The sequence below is a fragment of the Streptomyces sp. NBC_01016 genome (genome assembly GCF_026341035.1).
GTDB lineage: Bacteria > Actinomycetota > Actinomycetes > Streptomycetales > Streptomycetaceae > Streptomyces.
Genome location: NZ_JAPEOQ010000002.1, coordinates 1,945,454 through 1,964,275 on the forward strand (window position 1 = coordinate 1,945,454; position 18,822 = coordinate 1,964,275).

An 18,822-nucleotide genomic window follows, 5' to 3' on the forward strand; every position below is an offset into this window, starting at 1 on the left:
CCCGGAGCCCGTGCGGCTACGCCTGGTCCCCGTCGCGTGCGGGCCGCCTGGCCGTGCCGAGCACGCAGTACGACATCGGCTGCCGGGGCCCGTGCCCCGGCATGGTCAGCGCCCGGTGGTCGCCGAGCTCGAAGCCGGCCGCGCGCAGCGAGCCGATGGCGTCCCGCCGCAGGTGGCAGCCGCCGACGCAGAGCGGCCACAGAGTCCGGTCGAGGGCGCCCTGGACGAGGCGCATGCCGCACCCCGGAGCCCGCACATGTTCGAAGAATCGCACCTCACCGCCCGGCCGCAGCACGCGCCACACCTCGCCCAGGGAGCGTTCCACGTTCCGTACGCTGCACAGCACGGTGCTGAGCACCACGGCGTCGTACGCCTCGCTCTTCACGGGCAGTGCCTCCGCGGCGCCCGGAACCACGTCGACCGGCACGTCCACGCGCTGCGCCGCGTCGACGGCGATCCGGCGCAGGGAGCGCTCCGGTTCGATGGCGACGACCTCGGAGACGGTGGTCGGATAGTGTCCGAAGCCGATGCCGGTCCCGGCGCCGATCTCCAGTACGCGTCCGGAGAGCCCGGCGACGAGCTCCCTCCGTATGGGGGCCATGACGGGCTCGACCCGCTCGACGACCTGCGCGTAGTACCGGGCGAACACGGGATGCCGCACGGCGTCCCGCCCACCGCGCCGGGCCGCTTTGCCGACCAACGATGCCTTGTCCACGACGGGGCCTCCTTCACTGGGCGCGCCCCCACCTCCAGTCTTCCCCGCCGCGGAGCCCTGGACCCTACGCCCGAGGCTCCGCCCCGGCCCCCGCGCCTCAAACGCCGGCGGGGCTTTAATTGCACGGCACCGGCCGCCCCCGCCTTGGGCAATCTGCCGCCTTGGGCGGCAGGGTGGGCAAGGCGGCCCCCGGTGCCGCGCGCCCCTCACGAAGGCGTCAACCCCGGAAAGCCTCGGGGCGCTCGCTCTCCGCAAACGCACCCCCGTCCCACACCCCGCCCAACTCCGGCCCCAGCCACCCCTCCGCCCCGGCCCGGAACGCCCCCGGTGACAGCGCCCCGGCCCCCGCCGGCACCGCCCCCAGCAGCTCCGCCCCCGCCACCACCGGCAGGTCCGCCACGTTGCAGCGTTCCGCGAGCCCCGGGTCGCGGGGCCAGCTGCCGATGACGACCCCCGCCTGGCGAAGGCCGCGCGACCGCAACGCCTCACCCGTCAACTGCACGGAGTTCAACGTCCCGAGCCCCGCCGCCGCGACCACCAGCACCGGCGCCCCGAGCAACCCCGCCACATCCGCCAACGTCGCGCCCTCCTCGTCGAAGCGCACGAGCAGCCCACCCGCACCCTCCACCAGCACGAGGTCGTGCGACGCCGCCAACTTCTCGACGGCGTCGGCCACTTGCCCCGGCCGCACCGGCGCAAGCCCGGCCCGCGCCGCCGCCGTCCCGGGCGCGAGCGGCTCCGGGTACCGCGCCAGCTCGACCCCCGTCACCGCGTCCCCCGCGAGCCGCACCACCTCGTCCACGTCTCCCGGCTCCCCGGGCGCGACGCCCGTCTGCGCCGGTTTGAGCACGGCCACCGAACGCCCGGCCCGCGCCGCGACGGCCGCAAGCGCCGCCGTCGTCACGGTCTTGCCCACCTCGGTCCCGGTCCCGGTCACGACCAGCACACTCATCTCGGCACTCACCTTTCACCTGAAGCGGCGGCAGCGACCGCGCACACCGCACGAGCGATCCGTGCCACGTCCTCGTCACTCGTGACGTACGGCGGCATCGTGTAGACGAGGTCCCGGAACGGCCGCAGCCACACACCCTCCGCGACCGCCGCCCGCGTCGCCGCCGCCATGTCGACCTCGCGATCGAGCTGCACGACGCCGATGGCGCCGAGGACGCGCACATCCCGCACCCCGGCCAGCTCCACAGCCCCCGCCAGCCCCTCGCTCAGCCCCGCCTCGATCCGCTTCACCTCACCGCGCCAGTCCTGCTCCAGCAGCAGATCGATCGACGCGCACGCGATCGCCGACGCCAGCGGGTTCCCCATGAACGTCGGCCCGTGCGCGAGCACCGGCACCTCGCCCCGCGAGATCCCCTCGGCGACCCGCGCCGTGCACAGCGTCGCCGCCATCGTCAGATAGCCACCGGTCAACGCCTTCCCGATGCACATCACATCGGGCGACACCCCCGCGTGCCCGGCCGCGAACAGCTCCCCGGTCCGCCCGAACCCCGTGGCGATCTCGTCGAACACCAGCAGCACATCGTGTGCGTCGCACGCCTCCCGCAGCACCCGCAGATACGCGGGGGAGTGGAACCGCATCCCGCCCGCGCCCTGCACCACCGGCTCCACGATCACGGCCGCCACCTCGTGCGCGTGCCGGCCGATCGCCTCCCGCAGCTGCTCCGCGTACGCCTCCTCGTAGGCGTCGAAGCCGCTCGGCGGCTCGGGCACGAAGATCTGCTCCTGCAACACGCCCGCCCACAGCCCGTGCATCCCGCCCTCCGGGTCGCACACGGACATCGGCTGCCAGGTGTCACCGTGGTAACCACCGCGCCACGTCAGCATGCGCCGCTTCTCGGGCCGGCCGAGCGAGCGCCAGTACTGCAGACACATCTTCAGGGCGACCTCGACCGACACGGACCCCGAATCGGCGAGGAAGACGTGCTCCAGGCCCTCCGGTGACATATCGACAAGGCGTTCCACGAGCCGTACCGCCGGCTCGTGCGTCAGGCCGCCGAACATCACATGGCTCATCCGATCCAACTGGCCGCGCGCCGCCTCGTCGAGCACCGGGTGGCCGTAGCCGTGGATCGCCGACCACCACGACGACATCCCGTCCACCAGCTCACCGTGCCCCGTGACCCGAAGCCGCACCCCGGCCGCCGACTCGACGACCAGGGGCTGTTGCGTTCCGGGCATCGGACCGTACGGGTGCCAGACGTGGCGCCGGTCCAGGTCGAGCAGTTCGTCCAGGTTCAGTTCAGGCATTGGGCGCGAGATCCGTCCCCGCACCCCGGCGACGTACGGTGACGAGATCGGTCCGCGCCTCATCGGGCCCGACCTCGGTGGCGGCCTCGCTCCCGGTCTCCGGCGAAGGCGCACAGGTCGACCCGCAGCCACCCCCGGCCCGGTGCTCCGGCAGCGTCACCTGCTCGGCGCCCTCCACCTCGAACCCCGCGTCCGCGATCATGTCGAGGTCGGCCTTCCCGGCCTGGCCCTCGCTCGTCAAGTAGTCACCCAGGAAGATGGAGTTGGCGATGTGCAGCGCGAGCGGCTGCATCGACCGCAGGTGCACCTCGCGGCCACCCGCGATCCGCACCTCCACGTCCGGGCACACGAACCGCACCATGGCCAGGATCCGCAGACACCGCTGCGGCGTCAGGTTCCACTCCTTGGCCAGCGGTGTCCCCTCGAACGGGATCAGGAAGTTGACCGGCACCGAGTCGGGGTCGAGTTCGCGCAGCCCGTAGACGACATCGACCAGATCCCCGTCGCTCTCGCCCATGCCCGCGATGAGGCCGGAGCAGGCGGAAAGCCCCGCCGCGTGCGCCTTCTTCACGGTCTCGACGCGGTCCGCGTACGTGTGCGTCGTGGTGATGTCGCCGTACGTCGCCTCGGAGGTGTTGAGGTTGTGGTTGTACGCGTCCGCCCCCGCGCCGCGAAGGCGCTCCGCCTGCCCCTCGTCGAGCAGGCCGAGGCAGGCGCACACCTCGACGTCCTCGTTCTCGGACTTGATCGCGTCGATGGTCTTCGCGACCCGGTCCACGTCCTTGTCCGTCGGGCCGCGCCCGCTAGCCACCAGACACACCCGCTTGGCGCCGCCCGCGACCCCGGCGGCCGCCGCCTTCGACGCCTCGTCGGGCTTCAGCCACGTGTACTTGAGGATCTCCGCCTTCGAACCGAGGCGTTGCGAGCAGTACGAGCAGTCCTCCGGGCAAAGCCCCGATTTGAGGTTCACCAGATAGTTGAGTTTCACCCGCCGCCCGAACCATTGGCGGCGCACCTTGCCGGCCGCGGCCACCACATCGAGCAGTTCGTCGTCCGACGTCGCGAGTACCGCGAGCGCCTCTTCACGGCTCGGCAGTTCGCGCCGAAGCCCCTTGTCCACCAGCGTGTTCAGCAGGTCCATGGGCCCTGATCCTTACCTATCCCGTGCTCTCGGGGAAAGGAGACTCTCTACAAAGGACGGCGCACGTCGTGTGGGTATTGCCACATCCTGCCCGAGTGGCGCGGGCGCTAGTGTCTGTGCATTACCTACAAAGCACCGCACCTACAAAGCACCGCTCGCCCATTGCCGGACTCGCAGAGGACTCATGGCCACGCCCCACACACCCGCGTTCGGCTGGATCGGCGAACAGCGGCGCGCCCGCGAGGCCGCCGGGCTCGTCCGTACCCTGCGCCCGCGCCCCGCGGACAGCCCGATGCTCGACCTCGCGAGCAATGACTATCTGGGCCTCGCCCGGCATCCCGAGGTCGTCGAGGGCGCGGCCGGGGCCGCGCGCAGGTGGGGCGGCGGGGCCACCGGGTCCCGTCTGGTGACGGGCAGCACCGAGCTGCACGCCCAACTGGAGCGGGAACTGGCGGAGTTCTGCGGTTTCGAGGCGGCCCTCGTCTTCTCCTCCGGATATGCGGCGAACCTCGCAGCCGTCACCGCGCTGGCCCCGCACGGATCACTGATCGTGTCCGACGCGGGCAACCACGCCTCGCTGATCGACGGCTGCCGGCTCGCCCGCGGGGCCACCCAGGTGGCTCCGCACGCGGACCCGGAATCCGTCCGCAAGGCACTCGGCACGCATGAAGGGGCGGCCGTCGTCGTCACCGACTCGGTCTTCTCGGTGGACGGCGACCGGGCGCCGGTCGTCGAACTTGCGCAGGTGGCACGGGAGTTCGGGGCGGGTCTGATCATCGACGACGCGCACGGGCTCGGCGTCGTGGGTACCGGCGGGCGCGGCGTTCCGTACGCGGCGGGGCTCGCGGGCGCGGCCGACACCGTCGTCAGCGTCACCCTCTCCAAGTCCCTCGGCAGTCAGGGCGGCGCGGTGCTCGGCCCCGCCCATGTCATCGACCATCTCGTCAACGCGGCCCGCACGTTCATCTTCGACACGGGCCTCGCCCCGGCCGCGTGCGGTGCGGCCCTCGCGGCGCTGAGGCTGTTGCGCCGCGAGCCGGAACGCGCCGCGCGCGCACGGAACGTAGCGACATCCCTGCATCAACTGCTGCAAAATGAAGGCCTGTTGGCCGTCCGTCCCGATGCCGCGGTCGTCTCCGTGCGTGCCCCCTCGCCCGATGCGGCGGTCCGCTGGGCGGCGGACTGCCGGGACGCGGGCCTTTCGGTGGGGTGCTTCAGGCCGCCTTCCGTGCCCGACGGCATCGCGCGGCTGCGGCTGACCGCCCGCGCCGACCTCACGGAGACCGAGGTCGCCGAGGCCGTCCGAGTGATCAGCCGCACCGCTCCCAACGGGGCTTCTACCGTAAGGAGTTGACGAACGTCCGCCAGCTCGTGGACGTGAACAGGAGCGCGGGCCCCGTCGTGCGCTTGGAGTCGCGGACGGCCAGCAGGCCGACCGGCGAACCCGGCCTCAACGAGGCTGTCTCCACGCAGTTGTTGGCGCCCGTGCTGCGGCTGCTGCGCCGCCATCGGACACCGCTCAGCGACGTACTGCGGGCAATGGCCATGATGCCTCCTCACGCGGTGCCGGCGCACGACGAGGTGTCGGCGTCCTCGCTTACCCGGCAATCTTCGCGATGAATTCGAGTGAATCCTCGGGTGACCTGGCATGGAGCAGAAGAGCGTCGAAGGCGTCGGTGTACGCCTTGAGGTCTTCTTTCCGTTCGAGGTAGAGGCTACTCGTCAAATGGTCGAGAACAACCACATCCAGATCAGATGTGTTCGGAAAAGAGAACACAACGAAAGGTCCCGTCAAGCCGATATGGCCACCCGACGAGAACGGAAGCACATGGATCCGGACATGTGGCATTGATGCGGCCTCGGCCAGATGTGCCAATTGCCGCCGCAGCACTCCGTTCCCGCCCACCTCCCTGCGCAGCACCGCCTCGTCGAGCACGGCGGTGAGCCGCAGCGGCGGATCGGCGCGCAGCACGTCCTGGCGCGCGAGCCGCACCTCCACCAGCGCGTCGATGTGCTGGTCCGGCGCCCCGTTCAATACCGAACGTGTCACCGCGTGCGCGTACTCGGGTGTCTGCAGAAGCCCCGGTACGACGCTCGTCTCCAGGGTCCTGATGCGGCACGCCTGGGACTCCAGGCTGATGAAATCGCGGTACGCGGGCGGCAGTAGACCGCGGTACGCGTGCCACCAGTGGTGTCCGCCCACCTCGTCCCCGCCGGCCAGTGCGACCACCAGTTCGCGCAGTCGGGGATCGCGGGCCTCGAAGGCGTCGAGCAGCCGCAGCACGTCCGAAGGCTTCACGCCGCTGCGTCCTGTTTCGATCCTGCTCACCTTCGACTGGTGCCAGCCGACGAGCCGTGCCGCCTCCCCGCTCGTGAGGCCGGCCTGGACGCGCAGCGTCCGCAATTCGGCACCGAGCTTGCGACGGCGTACGGCGGGACCGTATTTCATGGGGGACTCCTCGGGCTCCTCGCGCCACCCGGCCGGACTCCCTCCCGGCCCGCACGGGGCGCGTGTCTGAGCCGACGGTAGAGGACGGAGCGTGCCTCGGCCCAAATACGGTCCACCGTCGCAGAGTTCACCGCATCGAGCGACAGATATATGCATATCTTGGGGGATCGGCACCACAGTGGTACGTCCAAGTGGCAATCTGGCGCGAAGCAGTTGCCGGGGGCCGCGCGGGAGCGATCCGCGAGGCCGGACGAGCCACCTCGGCGGGAAAGGGACACGTCGCCATGGCAGACCACCAGGAAGCATCCGTCACGCTGCCGAGCGATCCCGCCTCGGTCTCGGCCGCCCGAAGGTATGTCGCCACCGTCCTCGCGGAGTGGGGCATGGCGGCGGGGACCGACGCGGCGGACACCATCCGCCTGATCGTGTCCGAGCTCGCGACGAACGCGGTGCAGCACACCCTCGGGCAGTCACCCACGTTCACCGTCGACATCGAGCTGGAGCGCGACGAGCAGCTGCGCATCGGCGTCACCGACAGCCACCCGCGCTACCCCAAGCGGCTGCCGGCCGCCGTCCAGCAGGACAACGGCCGGGGCATGGTGATCATCCGCTGCCTCATCAAGGAGTTCGGCGGCACGCTGACGGTGCGACCGACCCCCGAGGGCGGCAAGACGGTGCTGATCACGCTGCCCTGGGTGGCTCCGGTCACCCGACCCGCCTGAGAACCGCTCGCCGCAACAGCCACGGCAGCAGCCCCCACAGGCCCGTACAGACGCAGAACGTCCCCACGCCCGCCGCGATCCCGCCGGCCCTGCCGACCGTCACATCGACCACGAGCAGCACGGACCCGCTCAGCGCGAGCACGAGCGCCACCATCCCGTACGCCGCGAGCCGCGAGGACACCCGCACTATCTGCGGTTTCGCGCCCAGGCTGAACAGCATCCGGTGCACCGCGGCCGGCGCCGTGAACAGCGTGGCCGCGATGACCGTGAGGAGCAACGTCGTGACGTACGTGGTCCGTTGGACCGTGTCGAGCGACGGAAAGCGCGACGTGAACGCCAGGGTCAACAAGAACGCGAACAGGAACTGCACGCCGGTCTGGATGACCCGGAGCTCCTGAAGGAGTTCTCCGAAGTTCCGATCGGCGCGCTCCAGCGGCGTCTCGTTGCGCTCGTGCATCCCCTACGAGTATCCGCTCGCGGCACGCTCACGCGCGAGCGCTGCGGCTCACCGCACCCGGCCGTACGACACGCTGTTCGTCCAGATCCGCTCGAGACGTACCACGGCGCCGGTCTTCGGGGAGTGCCAGATGCGGCCCTTACCGGCGTAGATGCCCACGTGGTAGATACTCCGGCCGGAGCGGAAGAACACCAGGTCACCGCGGGTGCGGTGAGACCTTGAGATGTGCTTGGTCCTGTTGTACTGCTGGGCCGCGGTGCGCGGCAGCTTCTTGCCCGCCCGCTTGAACGAGTAGAGCGTGAGGCCCGAGCAGTCGAACCGGTGCGGCCCGGTGGCGCCCCACTTGTACGGTGCACCCTTCTTGGACGCGGCGACGTGCAGTGCCTTGACGGATGCCGTGGCCGCTGATGCCTCGGAAGCGGCGCCGGGGACCATGAGCCCCGCGCCGGCGACGGCGATGGAGAGGGCGGAAGCGGTACCCGCCCGGGTCAGCAGCGACGGAACACGATTCAGCGCAGTCATGCGCAACCCTTCGTCAGCCGCCTGTGAAGGATGACCTGTCGGGTTCGGGCCGGCGAAGTTGCCCGGCCGCAAGCTGCGGCTTCACCCCAAGGACCGTCCGTCGCGGCCTCTGACGAGGCGCGGCGGGGGCCCGTCGTGCTCGGGTCCTCCACTCCTGCCGATGCACTCCTGTCGACCTGGCATCCGCACGGCGGCAGGACTCGGCGTCCGTGCGGACCGCCCCGCCGCGGTGGCGGGGGCTTGTCGTCGCAACGGATCTTCACGCACGGCGGGGGCGAAAACCGAGGTGAACCGGCGGTAAGTGAGTCTCGTCACCCTTGACCCGTTCAGGTGGACGGTGCGGCTTTCGCCCCGGACCGACGAGCCCCGACGAGCCCCGCACCAGCGACGGAACGCCGAATTCCGACAGCCGCCTACGGCTCGTGCGCAACTTTGCCGGGCTCATCGACGGACCGGAGGTTGGGCCGTACGGGGTACCTCGTTCGGGGCGTTTGGATCGTGCCGTAGCGGTTCGGGATGTCCAGTGAACAGTCCCGACTTCAACTGATCGGTTCTGAGGGCAAAGTGACCCGCTTGGTGCGCCGCTCCCCGTCCAGGACGCGCAGCGCCCGCGCCAGCGTTGTCGCGTGCACCCGGCTCTCGCCCCGCTGGTGCATCAGGTTCAGCGCGTCCCGCAGCTCCACCGCCCGGCTCACCAGCGCCTGCGCCGCGCGCAGCCCGCTGTAGGTGTTGTCGCCCCGGGCCGGGTTGATGCGCGCGATGAGGTCGACCACCTCCAGATAGCGGTCCACGAGCTCGCACTCGGCGCGGGTCATCGCGGGCAGCGGCGGAAGTTCGGGCGGGTACATCGGCATCACCTCGCGTCGGGGGAGCGCAGGGTGGCGGTCCGGTTCTCCACGATGTGGTCCACCAGGCCGTACTCAAGGGCCTGTTGCGCCGTCAGCACGGTGTCGCGCTCGATGTCGGCGCCGACCTGTTCCTTGGAGCGGCCGCTGTGCAGGGCGAGGAACCCCTCCAACTGGTCGCGCATGCGCACCAGTTCGCTCGCGTAGATCTCCAGGTCGCTCGGCTGTCCCTGGGCCGGCTCGGGCAGTGAGGGCTGGTCGATCACCACGCGCGCGCCGGGCAGCATCATCCGCTTCCCCGGCGCCCCTGCCGCGAGGATGACCGCGGCCACGGACGAGCACTGCCCCAGACAGGTCGTCGCCACGTCGCAGCTGACGTACTGCATCGTGTCGTAGAGCGCGGTCATCGCACTGAACGAGCCGCCGGGAGAGTTGATGTACAGGGAGATGTCCTGGTCGGGCGCCAGGTACTCGAGGTACATGAACTGCGCCATCACATCGTTCGTCGAGATGTCGTCGATCGGTGTCCCGAGGAAGACGATGCGCTCTTCCAGGAGCTTCGAATACGGGTCGAAGGTGCGGCTCCCCGAACTGGTGCGCTCGGTGAACTCGGGCAGGACGTAGCGGCCGGACGGACGGGTCATGGTGCCTCCTCAAGGCGCTGCTGCGGGACCTGCTTCTCCAAAAATGTACAGGACGTACATGACGTACGATGGGGAGCATGGCCTACGAGATTCCGGTGACGCAAGCCAGGGCTGAGCTCGCCGACCTGATCAACCGCGTCGTGTACGGAAGTGAGCGCGTGGTCGTCACCCGGCACGGCAAGCCGCTCGTCGCCCTGGTCTCGGCCGCGGACCTGGAGCGACTCGAGGCGATGAGCGAGTCCGCCGGAGATGTCGTGGATGAACCGGTGATCACGTCCGTGTCACGAATTGGCACCCTGACGTCCGCTCCCGGCGAACAGCAAAGGTTTGGTATTGCCGCGGAACATCGCGGCCCCGAGATGAGGTAGCGCGCTCGGCGTTCAGCAATAAGACGGTCAAGCGTCGGTTAACGCCGTTGAAACTCCGCTGAATTACCCTCCAGTCCCAGGTCATCGGCCGCTTTTCGCGGCAGGGGTCGGCACGGATGTGCGCCTTTGTTGTGTGTTACATCTAGACCCGTCGCGGTGGCCGCGGCAGCCGGGCCCGCATGGCCCGGCGTGAAGGACTGTGAGGTGGATTCGTGCAACTGACCCCGCACGAGCAGGAGAGACTGCTCATCCATGTGGCTTCTGACGTCGCCGAGAAGCGTCGGGCCCGGGGTCTCAAGCTCAATCATCCCGAGGCGATCGCGCTGATCACTTCGCACATTCTCGAAGGCGCCCGGGACGGGCGCACGGTCGCCGAACTCATGGCATCCGGCCGCAAGTTGCTCACCCGCGACGACGTCATGGACGGCATCCCCGAGATGATCCACGACGTGCAGGTCGAGGCGACGTTCCCGGACGGCACCAAGCTCGTGACCGTTCACGAGCCGATCGTCTGACGGGGGAGCGGAAGTCATGATTCCCGGAGAAATACTCTTCGCCGACGAACCGGTCGCATACAACGAGGGCCGCGACGTCATCCGTATGACGGTGCTCAATGCCGCCGACCGCCCCATCCAAGTGGGTTCCCACTACCACTTCTACGAGGCCAACCCCGGCCTCGACTTCGACCGCGCCGCCGCCCGCGGCAAGCGGCTGAACATCGCCGCGGGCACCGCCGTTCGCTTCGAGCCCGGCATCCCCGTAGACGTCGAACTCGTAGCCCTCGCAGGCAATCGCATCGTCACCGGCCTGCGCGGCGAGACCGGAGGTGCCCTCGATGCCTGAGCTGTCCCGCGCCGCATACGCCGACCTGTTCGGCCCCACCACCGGCGACCGCATCCGGCTCGCCGACACCGATCTGCTCATCGAGATCGAGGAGGACCGCTCCGGCGGCCCCGGCCTCTCCGGCGACGAGTCCGTCTTCGGTGGCGGCAAGGTCATCCGCGAGTCCATGGGCCAGTCACGCGCCACCCGCGCCGACGGCACCCCGGACACCGTCATCACCGGCGCCGTGATCATCGACCACTGGGGCATCGTCAAGGCCGATATCGGCATCCGCGACGGCCGCATCACGGCGATCGGCAAGTCCGGCAACCCGGACACGATGTACGGCGTCCACCCCGACCTCGTCCTCGGCCCGGACACCGAAGTCATCGCGGGCAACGGCAAGATCGTCACCGCCGGCGGCATCGACACCCATATCCACTTCATCTCGCCGACCCAGTTCGACGAGGCCCTCGCCTCCGGCGTCACCACGCTGGTCGGCGGCGGCACGGGTCCCGCTGAGGGCTCCAAGGCGACCACCATCACCCCCGGTTCCTGGCACCTCGCCCGGATGTTCGCGGCGATGGAGAACAGCCCGGTCAACATCGGCTTCCTCGGCAAGGGCAACACCATGTCGAAGGAGTCCATGCGCGCCCAGCTGCGCGGCGGCGCCATCGGCTTCAAGATCCACGAGGACTGGGGCGCGACCCCGGCCGTGATCGACGCCTGTCTCGACATCTGCGAGGAGTCCGGCGTCCAACTCGCCGTCCACTCCGACACGTTGAACGAGGCCGGCTTCGTCCAGGACACCTTCGACGCGGTCGCCGGGCGCACACTGCACGCCTTCCACGTCGAGGGCGCGGGCGGCGGGCACGCGCCCGACATGATCACCGCGGTGTCGCTGCCCAACATGCTGCCGTCGTCCACCAACCCGACGCGGCCGCACACCGTCAACACCGTCGAGGAACACCTCGACATGCTGATGGTCTGCCACCACCTCAACCCGACGGTGCCCGAGGACCTGGCCTTCGCCGAGTCCCGCATCCGGCCCACCACCATCGCGGCCGAGGACATCCTGCACGACCTCGGCGCCATCTCGATCATGTCCTCGGACTCGCAGGCCATGGGCCGCGTGGGCGAGGTCATCATGCGGACCTGGCAGACCGCGCACGTGATGAAGCGCCGCCGCGGCTTCCTGCCCGGCGACACCCGCGCAGACAACGCGCGCGCCCGCCGCTACGTCGCCAAGTACACGATCAACCCGGCCGTTTCGCAGGGCATCGAGCACGAGGTCGGCTCGATCGAGTCCGGCAAGCTCGCCGACCTGGTGCTGTGGGACCCGAAGTTCTTCGGCGTGAAGCCGCAACTCGTCGTCAAGGGCGGACAGATCGCGTACGCGCAGATGGGCGACGCCAACGCGTCCATCCCCACGCCGCAGCCGGTGCTGCCGCGCCCGATGTACGGGGCGTACGGCAAGGCGCCGCAGGCCAACTCGGTCAACTTCACCAGCGAGTGGGCGATCGAGGACGGGCTGCCGGAGCGGCTCGGGCTCGGGCGGCAGTTCGTGCCGATCCACTCCACCCGCGGGCGCGGCAAGTCCGACATGGTCAACAACGACGCCCTGCCGCGCGTCGAGGTCGCCGCCGACTCGTTCGCCGTGACCATCGACGGCGAGCTCGTCGAGCCCGCCCCGGCCGCCGAACTGCCGCTCGCGCAGCGGTACTTCCTGTTCTGATGCGGGTGCTTACGAGCCGGGTGCGTACGTCATGACGCGCGCCGCACTGCTCGTCCTGGCCGACGGCCGCTTCCCCGCCGGAGGGCATGCCCACTCCGGCGGGGCGGAGGCCGCCGTCAAGGCGGGGCGCATCACCGGCGCGGCGAGCCTTGAGGACTTCTGCCGGGGCCGCCTGTACACCAGCGGCGCCGTGACCGCCGCCCTCGCCGCGGCGGCCGCGCTCGGCATCGACCCCGGCACGCTCGACGAGGCAGCCGACGCGCGTACGCCGTCGGCCGCGCTGCGGGTCGCTGCCCGCAAGCTCGGGCGGCAGATGATGCGGGCCGCGCGCGCCACCTGGCCGCATCCCGAACTCGACGCCCTGGCGCGGCAGTTCCCCAAGGGGGCGCATCAGCCCGTCGTGCTCGGGCTCGCCGCGCGGGCCGCCGGGCTCGGGGCGGAGGACGCCGCGTACTGCTCCGCGTACGAAGGGGTGGGTGGGGCGGCGACCGCCGTGGTGCGGTTGTTGAGCCTCGACCCGTTCGATGCGACCGGAGTTCTGGCGCGGCTTGCGCCTGAGGTGGACCGGGTGGTCGCGGATGCCGTGGAGGCGGCGCGGCGGGCGGTCGACCTGGGTGTCGATGCGTTGCCTGCCGGGTCGGCCCCGCTGCTGGAGATCGGCGCGGAGGCGCATGCGGCTTGGCCCGTGCGGCTGTTCGCGTCCTAGCGGGAGTCGCCCCCGCCGCCCCTTCCCATTCCCGACCCCTGGGGGCTTCGCCCCCAGACCCCCCTTGTCGGCCTGAACGGCCTCGTCCTCAAACTCCCCCAGCTAACGCTGGGGGTGCCCCCTGGACGGGCTGGATTGAACGGCCGATCAGACATCTGGAGCCGTGATTTCTATGCACCTTGGACACTCCCACGACGAAGCCTCCGCCGTTTCCGCCGACGCTCAGCGGCCCGACGGTACGCGGCGTGCCCTGCGGATCGGGCTCGGTGGGCCCGTCGGTTCGGGCAAGACTGCCACCGTCGCCGCGCTGTGCCGCGCGCTGCGCGAGGAGCTCTCGCTCGCCGTCGTCACGAACGACATCTACACGCGCGAGGACGCCGCCTTCCTGCTGCGCGAGGCCGTGCTGCCGCCCGAGCGGATCACCGCCGTGGAGACCGGCGCCTGCCCGCACACCGCGATCCGTGACGACATCTCCGCGAACCTGGAGGCCGTCGAGGACCTGGAGGACGAGGTCGGCCCGCTCGACCTGATCCTCATCGAGTCCGGCGGCGACAACCTCACCGCCACCTTCTCCAAGGGGCTCATCGACGCGCAGATCTTCGTGATCGACGTCGCGGGCGGCGACGACATCCCGCGCAAGGGCGGCCCCGGCGTCACCACCGCCGACCTGCTCGTCATCAACAAGACCGACCTCGCCCCGCACGTCGGCTCCGACCTGGCGCGGATGGAGGCCGACGCCAAGGAGGCGCGGGCCGAACTCCCCGTCGTGCTGCAGTCCCTGCGCTCCGAGGTCGGCGTCGGGGACGTCGCGGCCTGGGTGCGGGCGCAGCTCGCCGCGTGGACCGCGTGAGCGCCGGAGTCCGGTCCACCGCCCGGATCGTCGCGCGCGGCGACGGGCGGGGCGCGACCGCGCTGCCCGTCATGGAGGGCGAGGGCTCGTTCGCGCTGCGCCGTACGCGGGGCGCGAGCGCCGACGAGGCCCGCGTCATGCTCGTCGGCGCCATGAGCGGCCCGCTCGGCGGCGACCACCTCACCGTGGAGGCGCGCGCCGAGGAGGGAGCCCATCTGCACGTGGGCTCCATCGCCGCGACCATCGCCCTGCCGGGGCAGAACAAGGGCGAGGCCCACTACGACGTACGGCTCGACGTTGCCGACGGGGCCCGCCTCGACTGGCTCCCGGAGCAGTTGATCTCGGCGGGCGGAAGCGATCTACGGGTGAACACGCGCGCCGAACTCGCGCCGGGCGCGCGGCTCGTGCTCCGCGAGGAGCAGGTGCTCGGGCGCGTGGCGGAGGAGCCGGGTCGGCTCACCAGTCGGCTGACCGTGTACCGGGCCGGGCGTCCGCTGCTCGACCAGGAGCTGGCCTGCGGACCGGGCGCGCCCGGCGGCTGGGACGGTCCCGCCGTCCTCGCCGGCCATCGAGCCCTCGGCCAACTGGTCGTCGTACGCCCGGAGTTCGAGACGGAGAAGCCGTCCGCCGCCCTCCTCGACGAGGCCGGAACGGCCGCGCTCACGCCCCTCGCGGGCCCCGCCGTGCTGGTCACGGCGGTCGCGCCGGACGCCCTGCAACTGCGCCGGACACTCGACGAGGTGCTCGGCCGACTGGCCTGAACCGCTCACCGGGGCGAGTTATACCGTTTATCGGATTGGTAAAGAACGCCCGCTGTCCCTGTTGCCGGGGACCCCGCACGCGTCAGGATCCGCGTACCGATCAGCAACACGATCGACGTACGGATCGAATCGATGTGCGGGAGGCCTCACTTGAGACGGACCAGACAGACAGCGCGCGGCAGCCGAAAGGCGGTGATCGGCTCCGCGGGCGCGTTCGCAGCGGCGGCGCTGATAGCGGGCGCGGTCTCCGCCCCCGCCGCGCAGGCCGACGCATCCAAGTCCGGCAGCAGCACCGCCGACCGCCAGGCGCGCGGCGCGGCCTTCGCCGCTGCCAAGGCCGCGAAGGCCGGCGTCGACTGGAAGGACTGCCCCGAGGACTGGGGCCTCGCCAAGCCCATCCAGTGCGGTTGGGTCAGCGTGCCGCTCGACTACGCGAAGCCGAACGGCAAGCAGATCAAGCTCGCCGTCGACCGCATCGGCAACACCGGCACCAAGGGCGAGCGCCAGGGCTCCCTCGTCTACAACCCGGGCGGCCCCGGCGGCTCCGGCATGCGCTTCCCGACGCGGGTGACCACCAAGAACCCGATCTACGCCAAGATGGCGAAGGCCTACGACCTCGTCGGCTTCGACCCGCGCGGCGTCGGCCACTCCGCGCCGATCTCCTGCATCGACCCGCAGGAGTTCGTCAAGGCGCCCAAGGCCGACCCGGTCCCCGACAGCGAGGCGGACAAGCTCGGCCAGCGCAAGCTCGCCAAGGAGTACGCGGACGGCTGCTACGAGAAGAGCGGCGAGATGCTGCCGCAGATGACGACGCCGAACACCGCGCGCGACCTCGACGTCATCCGTGCCGCCCTCGGTGACAAGAAGCTCAACTACCTCGGCGTCTCCTACGGCACCTACCTGGGCGCCGTCTACGGCACGCTCTTCCCGGGCCACGTCCGCCGCATGATCGTCGACAGCGTGGTCAACCCGGCCAAGAGCAACATCTGGTACGAGGCGAACCTGAACCAGGACATCGCCTTCGAGGGCCGCTGGAAGGACTGGCAGGACTGGGTCGCCAAGAACGACGCGACCTTCCACCTCGGCGACACCCGCGCCAAGGTGCAGCAGCAGTGGGAGACCCTGCGCGCCGCCGCGAAGAAGAGCCCCATCGGCGGGGTCGTCGGCCCGGCCGAGCTGATCTCCTTCTTCCAGAGCGCGCCGTACTACGACTCCTCGTGGGTGCCGGTCGCGCAGACGTGGAGCAAGTACGTCGCCGGTGACACGCAGGCCCTGGTCGACGCCATCGCCCCCGACATGTCGGACACCGCGGGCAACGCCGCCTCCGAGAACAGCAACGCGGTCTACACCGCCGTCGAGTGCGCCGACGCCAAGTGGCCCACCAGCTGGTCCAAGTGGGACAGGGACAACACCGAGCTCCACAAGAAGTACCCGTTCATGACGTGGGCCAACGCGTGGATGAACCTGCCCTGCGCCACCTGGAAGACCAAGCAGCAGACGCCGCTCGACGTGAAGACCGGCAAGGGACTGCCGTCGGTCCTGATCGTGCAGTCCGAGCGCGACGCCGCCACCCCGTACGAGGGCGCCGTCGAGCTGCACAAGCGCTTCAAGGGCTCCCGCCTGATCACCGAGAAGGACGCGGGCTCGCACGGCGTCACCGGTCTCACCAACCCCTGCGTCAACGACCGGGTCGACAGCTACCTGCTCACCGGCAAGACCGACAAGAAGGACGTGACGTGCGCCCCGCACGCCACGCCCAAGCCGTAGTCGTAGCCGTTCAGTAGGCCTACGCGGCCGAGGACGCCAGCCAGGCGTCCTCGGCCGCGTAGTCGAAGATGCCGGTCGTGTACGAGGCGACCATCTTCGGGAAACCGGTCTCCCAGTCCTGCTCCCGCAGCCGCGCGGCCAGCCACTCGACCGTCTCCGGGAGCGCGTCGGCGTACGTCGTCACCGGCTTGTACCCGAGCTCCCGCTCGGCGGCCGACATGTCGAGGATCAGGGGGAGCGGCACCGACCAGGGGCTGTCCCCGACGTTCGGCGCCGGGGGAGGACCGTCGACGAGCACCGTCTCGGTCTCCACGCCCATCACCTCGTCGATCATCGCGCCGATCTCGGCGACCGAGGGATGGTCGGGGTCCGCCGCGTTGAGCACCCGGGATCCGGGCCGCGCCGCCGCGAGCCGCACCAGCTCCGCCAGGTTCCGGGCGCTCGCCGGATGGAAGCGGCTCTCACCGTTGTACGCGAGCAGGCGTGTACGCCGGCCGTCCAGGTTCCGCTTGACGAAGTACAGCTCCCGGGGCGTGCGGCAGTACGGGCCGTGCACGGCGGACGGCCGCAGCACGGTCGTCGGCAGCCGGTCACCGAGAGCCAGCAGATCCTGCTCGATCCGCACCTTGCGCGCCCTGGATCCGTCGCCGGGTGACGCCGTCCGCTGCGTCTCCGGGATCGGCACGGGATAGCGCGGCCAGCCGTCCGGCTGCTCCTGCGTGTGGAAGCCGCGCCCCTGCTCGTCCTCGTACACCGCCGCGCTGGAGGCCACGACCGCCGAACCGATCCGGTCGGCGAGCCCCGCGAGCTGCTGTCCGTGGGCCGGAGTGAAGGCGATGAGGTCCACGACGAGGTCGACCCCGTCCCCGACGAGCGCCGCGACGGAGTCCCCGTCCTCCCGGTCGAGCGCCACCGCCCGCACGTCCCCCGGCCAGCCCGCGTCCCGCCCGCCACCGCGCGAGGCCGCCGTCACCTGCCAGCCGTCCGCCGCGAGCGCCCGCACCGTGGGCCGCCCGATCTGCCCTGCCGCACCGATCACCAATGCTTTCTTCATGACCGGACCGTACGTCGGCGGGGGCCGCCCGGACCCGGGAATCTGCTCAGCGCAGAGCGCGGAACCCCGGGGAGGTCAACTCAGCGGCAACCGCGGGAACTTCCGGGCCTTCTCCTCCTCGGCCTCCGCCTTCACCAGGGCCGCGTACTTGTCGACGTACTCCTGCCCGGACAGCTCCAGGATCGCGTACATGATCTCGTCGGTGATCGCCCGCAGGATCGCCTTCTCGCCGTCCATGCCGTCGTAGCGCGAAAAGTCGAGCGGCTTGCCGAACTTGATGGTCACCCGGCGCATGTTCGGGATCTTCTGACCCGGCGGCTGCGCCTCGAACGTGCCGATCATCGCGCACGGGACGACCGGCGCCCCCGCCTTGAGCGCCATCGCGGCGACGCCCACCTTGCCCTTGTACAGGCGCCCGTCGTGCGAGCGCGTGCCCTCCGGATAGATGCCGAGCAGCTCCCCGCGGCGCAGCACGCCGAGGCCCTCGCGGATCGCCGCCTTCCCGGCCTCCTTGCCCGACCGGTCGACCGGGATCTGGCCCGCGCTGCGGAAGAACGTGGCGGTGAGGCGGCCCCTGATGCCGGGACCCGTGAAGTACTCGGCCTTCGCCAGGAACGTGATCCGCCGCTTGATGATCGCGGGCATCAGGAAGTGATCGGAGAACGACAGATGATTGCCCGCGACGATCGCGGCGCCGGATTCCGGTATGTACTCCAGGCCCTCGATCCGGGGCCGGAAGAGCAGCCGCAGCAGCGGCCCGAGGATCACGTACTTGAGCAGCCGGTAGAACATCCCGATCGCCTTCCCCCACAAACCACTTGGACCACTTGTACTGCCGCTTGTACCGCCGCGTGCTTGCGCACAGTAACCAATCGGCAGCGTCGGCGCGAGAGCCCGATCGGGCCCTCTCCCGGGCCCGCACGGCGCGTCCGCTTGGCGGCGGCGGCCCCGGCGGGTGCTCTGTTCCCACCCTGACGTCCCACCGAGACGTCCCACCCCGACGTC

The 18,822-nt window shown here is 70.6% G+C and carries 22 protein-coding genes; 10 read left to right on the forward strand and 12 right to left on the reverse strand.

The features are described 5' to 3' along the window. Positions 1 to 16 precede the first annotated feature (16 nt). The 4 genes from OG746_RS35580 to bioB all read right to left on the reverse strand — a co-directional run bounded on the left by OG746_RS35580 (position 17) and on the right by bioB (position 4,115). Positions 17 to 715 carry a class I SAM-dependent methyltransferase gene (locus OG746_RS35580; RefSeq protein ID WP_266722290.1) on the reverse strand — a complete coding sequence of 233 codons (699 nt, stop codon included), beginning with the start codon at positions 713 to 715 and terminating at the stop codon, positions 17 to 19. Positions 716 to 932: 217 nt separating this feature from the next. After that, a complete protein-coding gene (gene bioD, locus OG746_RS35585; protein ID WP_266722292.1) occupies positions 933 to 1,667 on the reverse strand; it encodes a dethiobiotin synthase in 735 nt (244 codons plus the stop codon). 8 nt (positions 1,668 to 1,675) lie between these two features. Next, the gene (gene bioA / locus OG746_RS35590; RefSeq protein WP_266722294.1) at positions 1,676 to 2,974 is read right to left on the reverse strand and encodes an adenosylmethionine--8-amino-7-oxononanoate transaminase; all 1,299 of its coding nucleotides are present in this window, start codon (positions 2,972 to 2,974) and stop codon (positions 1,676 to 1,678) included. After that, the gene (bioB, locus tag OG746_RS35595) at positions 2,967 to 4,115 is read right to left on the reverse strand and encodes a biotin synthase BioB (protein WP_266722296.1); all 1,149 of its coding nucleotides are present in this window, start codon (positions 4,113 to 4,115) and stop codon (positions 2,967 to 2,969) included. Before bioB ends, bioA begins: the two co-directional genes overlap by 8 nt. A gap of 184 nt (positions 4,116 to 4,299) precedes the next feature. Here bioB and OG746_RS35600 point away from each other — a divergent pair, with 184 nt between their 5' ends. Then, positions 4,300 to 5,469 (forward strand): 8-amino-7-oxononanoate synthase, encoded by a 1,170-nt coding sequence (locus OG746_RS35600; protein WP_266722297.1) that lies wholly within the window; start codon positions 4,300 to 4,302, stop codon positions 5,467 to 5,469. Here the strand turns inward: OG746_RS35600 and OG746_RS35605 are convergent. Then, positions 5,453 to 5,662, reverse strand: coding sequence for a DUF397 domain-containing protein (locus tag OG746_RS35605; RefSeq protein ID WP_266722299.1), 210 nt, complete (start codon positions 5,660 to 5,662; stop codon positions 5,453 to 5,455). The two genes, OG746_RS35600 and OG746_RS35605, sit on opposite strands and share 17 nt — an antisense overlap. Positions 5,663 to 5,712: 50 nt before the next feature. Next, complete coding sequence (locus tag OG746_RS35610; protein ID WP_266722301.1) at positions 5,713 to 6,564, reverse strand: helix-turn-helix domain-containing protein; 852 nt, start codon at positions 6,562 to 6,564, stop codon at positions 5,713 to 5,715. Positions 6,565 to 6,848: 284 nt separating this feature from the next. Between OG746_RS35610 and OG746_RS35615 the strand changes: the two genes are divergently transcribed. Next, positions 6,849 to 7,286 (forward strand): ATP-binding protein, encoded by a 438-nt coding sequence (locus tag OG746_RS35615; protein WP_266722303.1) that lies wholly within the window; start codon positions 6,849 to 6,851, stop codon positions 7,284 to 7,286. Here the strand turns inward: OG746_RS35615 and OG746_RS35620 are convergent. From OG746_RS35620 to OG746_RS35635, 4 genes are all read right to left on the reverse strand, one after another. After that, on the reverse strand, positions 7,270 to 7,743 hold the full coding sequence (locus OG746_RS35620; protein WP_266722305.1) for a DUF6328 family protein: 474 nt from the start codon (positions 7,741 to 7,743) through the stop codon (positions 7,270 to 7,272). The two genes, OG746_RS35615 and OG746_RS35620, sit on opposite strands and share 17 nt — an antisense overlap. 48 nt (positions 7,744 to 7,791) lie before the next feature. Next, a complete protein-coding gene (locus OG746_RS35625; RefSeq protein WP_266722307.1) occupies positions 7,792 to 8,265 on the reverse strand; it encodes a C40 family peptidase in 474 nt (157 codons plus the stop codon). 539 nt (positions 8,266 to 8,804) lie between these two features. Beyond that, on the reverse strand, positions 8,805 to 9,113 hold the full coding sequence (locus OG746_RS35630; RefSeq protein ID WP_266722309.1) for a hypothetical protein: 309 nt from the start codon (positions 9,111 to 9,113) through the stop codon (positions 8,805 to 8,807). Between the two features lie 5 nt (positions 9,114 to 9,118). Further along, complete coding sequence (locus OG746_RS35635; RefSeq protein ID WP_266722311.1) at positions 9,119 to 9,754, reverse strand: ATP-dependent Clp protease proteolytic subunit; 636 nt, start codon at positions 9,752 to 9,754, stop codon at positions 9,119 to 9,121. A gap of 77 nt (positions 9,755 to 9,831) precedes the next feature. Between OG746_RS35635 and OG746_RS35640 the strand changes: the two genes are divergently transcribed. From OG746_RS35640 to OG746_RS35675, 8 genes are all read left to right on the forward strand, one after another. Beyond that, positions 9,832 to 10,122, forward strand: a complete 291-nt coding sequence (locus OG746_RS35640) for a type II toxin-antitoxin system Phd/YefM family antitoxin (protein ID WP_266722313.1) — start codon at positions 9,832 to 9,834, stop codon at positions 10,120 to 10,122. Positions 10,123 to 10,334: 212 nt separating this feature from the next. Further along, positions 10,335 to 10,637 (forward strand): urease subunit gamma, encoded by a 303-nt coding sequence (locus tag OG746_RS35645; protein ID WP_266722315.1) that lies wholly within the window; start codon positions 10,335 to 10,337, stop codon positions 10,635 to 10,637. 16 nt (positions 10,638 to 10,653) lie between these two features. Continuing rightward, on the forward strand, positions 10,654 to 10,965 hold the full coding sequence (locus OG746_RS35650; protein WP_266722317.1) for an urease subunit beta: 312 nt from the start codon (positions 10,654 to 10,656) through the stop codon (positions 10,963 to 10,965). Next, positions 10,958 to 12,679 (forward strand): urease subunit alpha, encoded by a 1,722-nt coding sequence (locus tag OG746_RS35655; RefSeq protein ID WP_266722319.1) that lies wholly within the window; start codon positions 10,958 to 10,960, stop codon positions 12,677 to 12,679. The genes OG746_RS35650 and OG746_RS35655 overlap by 8 nt, the downstream gene beginning before the upstream one ends. Positions 12,680 to 12,710: 31 nt before the next feature. Continuing rightward, entirely contained in the window at positions 12,711 to 13,385 is a 675-nt protein-coding gene (locus OG746_RS35660; protein WP_266722321.1) for an urease accessory protein UreF, read from the forward strand. A gap of 172 nt (positions 13,386 to 13,557) precedes the next feature. Continuing rightward, positions 13,558 to 14,235, forward strand: a complete 678-nt coding sequence (gene ureG, locus OG746_RS35665) for an urease accessory protein UreG (protein WP_266722323.1) — start codon at positions 13,558 to 13,560, stop codon at positions 14,233 to 14,235. Continuing rightward, positions 14,232 to 14,996 (forward strand): urease accessory protein UreD, encoded by a 765-nt coding sequence (locus tag OG746_RS35670; RefSeq protein ID WP_404081802.1) that lies wholly within the window; start codon positions 14,232 to 14,234, stop codon positions 14,994 to 14,996. The genes ureG and OG746_RS35670 overlap by 4 nt, the downstream gene beginning before the upstream one ends. Positions 14,997 to 15,128: 132 nt before the next feature. Then, the gene (locus tag OG746_RS35675) at positions 15,129 to 16,763 is read left to right on the forward strand and encodes an alpha/beta fold hydrolase (RefSeq protein ID WP_524540517.1); all 1,635 of its coding nucleotides are present in this window, start codon (positions 15,129 to 15,131) and stop codon (positions 16,761 to 16,763) included. Positions 16,764 to 16,782: 19 nt separating this feature from the next. On the opposite strand, the gene OG746_RS35680 is transcribed toward OG746_RS35675, so the two are convergent. Both OG746_RS35680 and OG746_RS35685 read right to left on the reverse strand, forming a co-directional pair. Next, complete coding sequence (locus OG746_RS35680) at positions 16,783 to 17,817, reverse strand: NAD-dependent epimerase/dehydratase family protein (RefSeq protein ID WP_266722329.1); 1,035 nt, start codon at positions 17,815 to 17,817, stop codon at positions 16,783 to 16,785. A 75-nt stretch (positions 17,818 to 17,892) separates the two neighbouring features. Beyond that, positions 17,893 to 18,609 carry a lysophospholipid acyltransferase family protein gene (locus tag OG746_RS35685; protein ID WP_266722331.1) on the reverse strand — a complete coding sequence of 239 codons (717 nt, stop codon included), beginning with the start codon at positions 18,607 to 18,609 and terminating at the stop codon, positions 17,893 to 17,895. Positions 18,610 to 18,822: the final 213 nt, after the last annotated feature.

Excerpts from the sequence above, each read along its gene's own strand:
- bioD (WP_266722292.1), bottom strand. The coding sequence starts at position 1,667 with ATGAGTGTGCTGGTCGTGACCGGGACCGGGACCGAGGTGGGCAAGACC.
- bioA (WP_266722294.1), bottom strand. The coding sequence starts at position 2,974 with ATGCCTGAACTGAACCTGGACGAACTGCTCGACCTGGACCGGCGCCAC.
- bioB (WP_266722296.1), bottom strand. The coding sequence starts at position 4,115 with ATGGACCTGCTGAACACGCTGGTGGACAAGGGGCTTCGGCGCGAACTG.
- OG746_RS35600 (WP_266722297.1), top strand. The coding sequence starts at position 4,300 with ATGGCCACGCCCCACACACCCGCGTTCGGCTGGATCGGCGAACAGCGG.
- OG746_RS35605 (WP_266722299.1), bottom strand. The coding sequence starts at position 5,662 with ATGGCCATTGCCCGCAGTACGTCGCTGAGCGGTGTCCGATGGCGGCGC.
- OG746_RS35610 (WP_266722301.1), bottom strand. The coding sequence starts at position 6,564 with ATGAAATACGGTCCCGCCGTACGCCGTCGCAAGCTCGGTGCCGAATTG.
- OG746_RS35615 (WP_266722303.1), top strand. The coding sequence starts at position 6,849 with ATGGCAGACCACCAGGAAGCATCCGTCACGCTGCCGAGCGATCCCGCC.
- OG746_RS35620 (WP_266722305.1), bottom strand. The coding sequence starts at position 7,743 with ATGCACGAGCGCAACGAGACGCCGCTGGAGCGCGCCGATCGGAACTTC.
- OG746_RS35625 (WP_266722307.1), bottom strand. The coding sequence starts at position 8,265 with ATGACTGCGCTGAATCGTGTTCCGTCGCTGCTGACCCGGGCGGGTACC.
- OG746_RS35630 (WP_266722309.1), bottom strand. The coding sequence starts at position 9,113 with ATGTACCCGCCCGAACTTCCGCCGCTGCCCGCGATGACCCGCGCCGAG.
- OG746_RS35635 (WP_266722311.1), bottom strand. The coding sequence starts at position 9,754 with ATGACCCGTCCGTCCGGCCGCTACGTCCTGCCCGAGTTCACCGAGCGC.
- OG746_RS35640 (WP_266722313.1), top strand. The coding sequence starts at position 9,832 with ATGGCCTACGAGATTCCGGTGACGCAAGCCAGGGCTGAGCTCGCCGAC.
- OG746_RS35650 (WP_266722317.1), top strand. The coding sequence starts at position 10,654 with ATGATTCCCGGAGAAATACTCTTCGCCGACGAACCGGTCGCATACAAC.
- OG746_RS35655 (WP_266722319.1), top strand. The coding sequence starts at position 10,958 with ATGCCTGAGCTGTCCCGCGCCGCATACGCCGACCTGTTCGGCCCCACC.
- OG746_RS35660 (WP_266722321.1), top strand. The coding sequence starts at position 12,711 with ATGACGCGCGCCGCACTGCTCGTCCTGGCCGACGGCCGCTTCCCCGCC.
- ureG (WP_266722323.1), top strand. The coding sequence starts at position 13,558 with ATGCACCTTGGACACTCCCACGACGAAGCCTCCGCCGTTTCCGCCGAC.
- OG746_RS35675 (WP_524540517.1), top strand. The coding sequence starts at position 15,129 with ATGTGCGGGAGGCCTCACTTGAGACGGACCAGACAGACAGCGCGCGGC.
- OG746_RS35680 (WP_266722329.1), bottom strand. The coding sequence starts at position 17,817 with ATGAAGAAAGCATTGGTGATCGGTGCGGCAGGGCAGATCGGGCGGCCC.
- OG746_RS35685 (WP_266722331.1), bottom strand. The coding sequence starts at position 18,609 with ATGTTCTACCGGCTGCTCAAGTACGTGATCCTCGGGCCGCTGCTGCGG.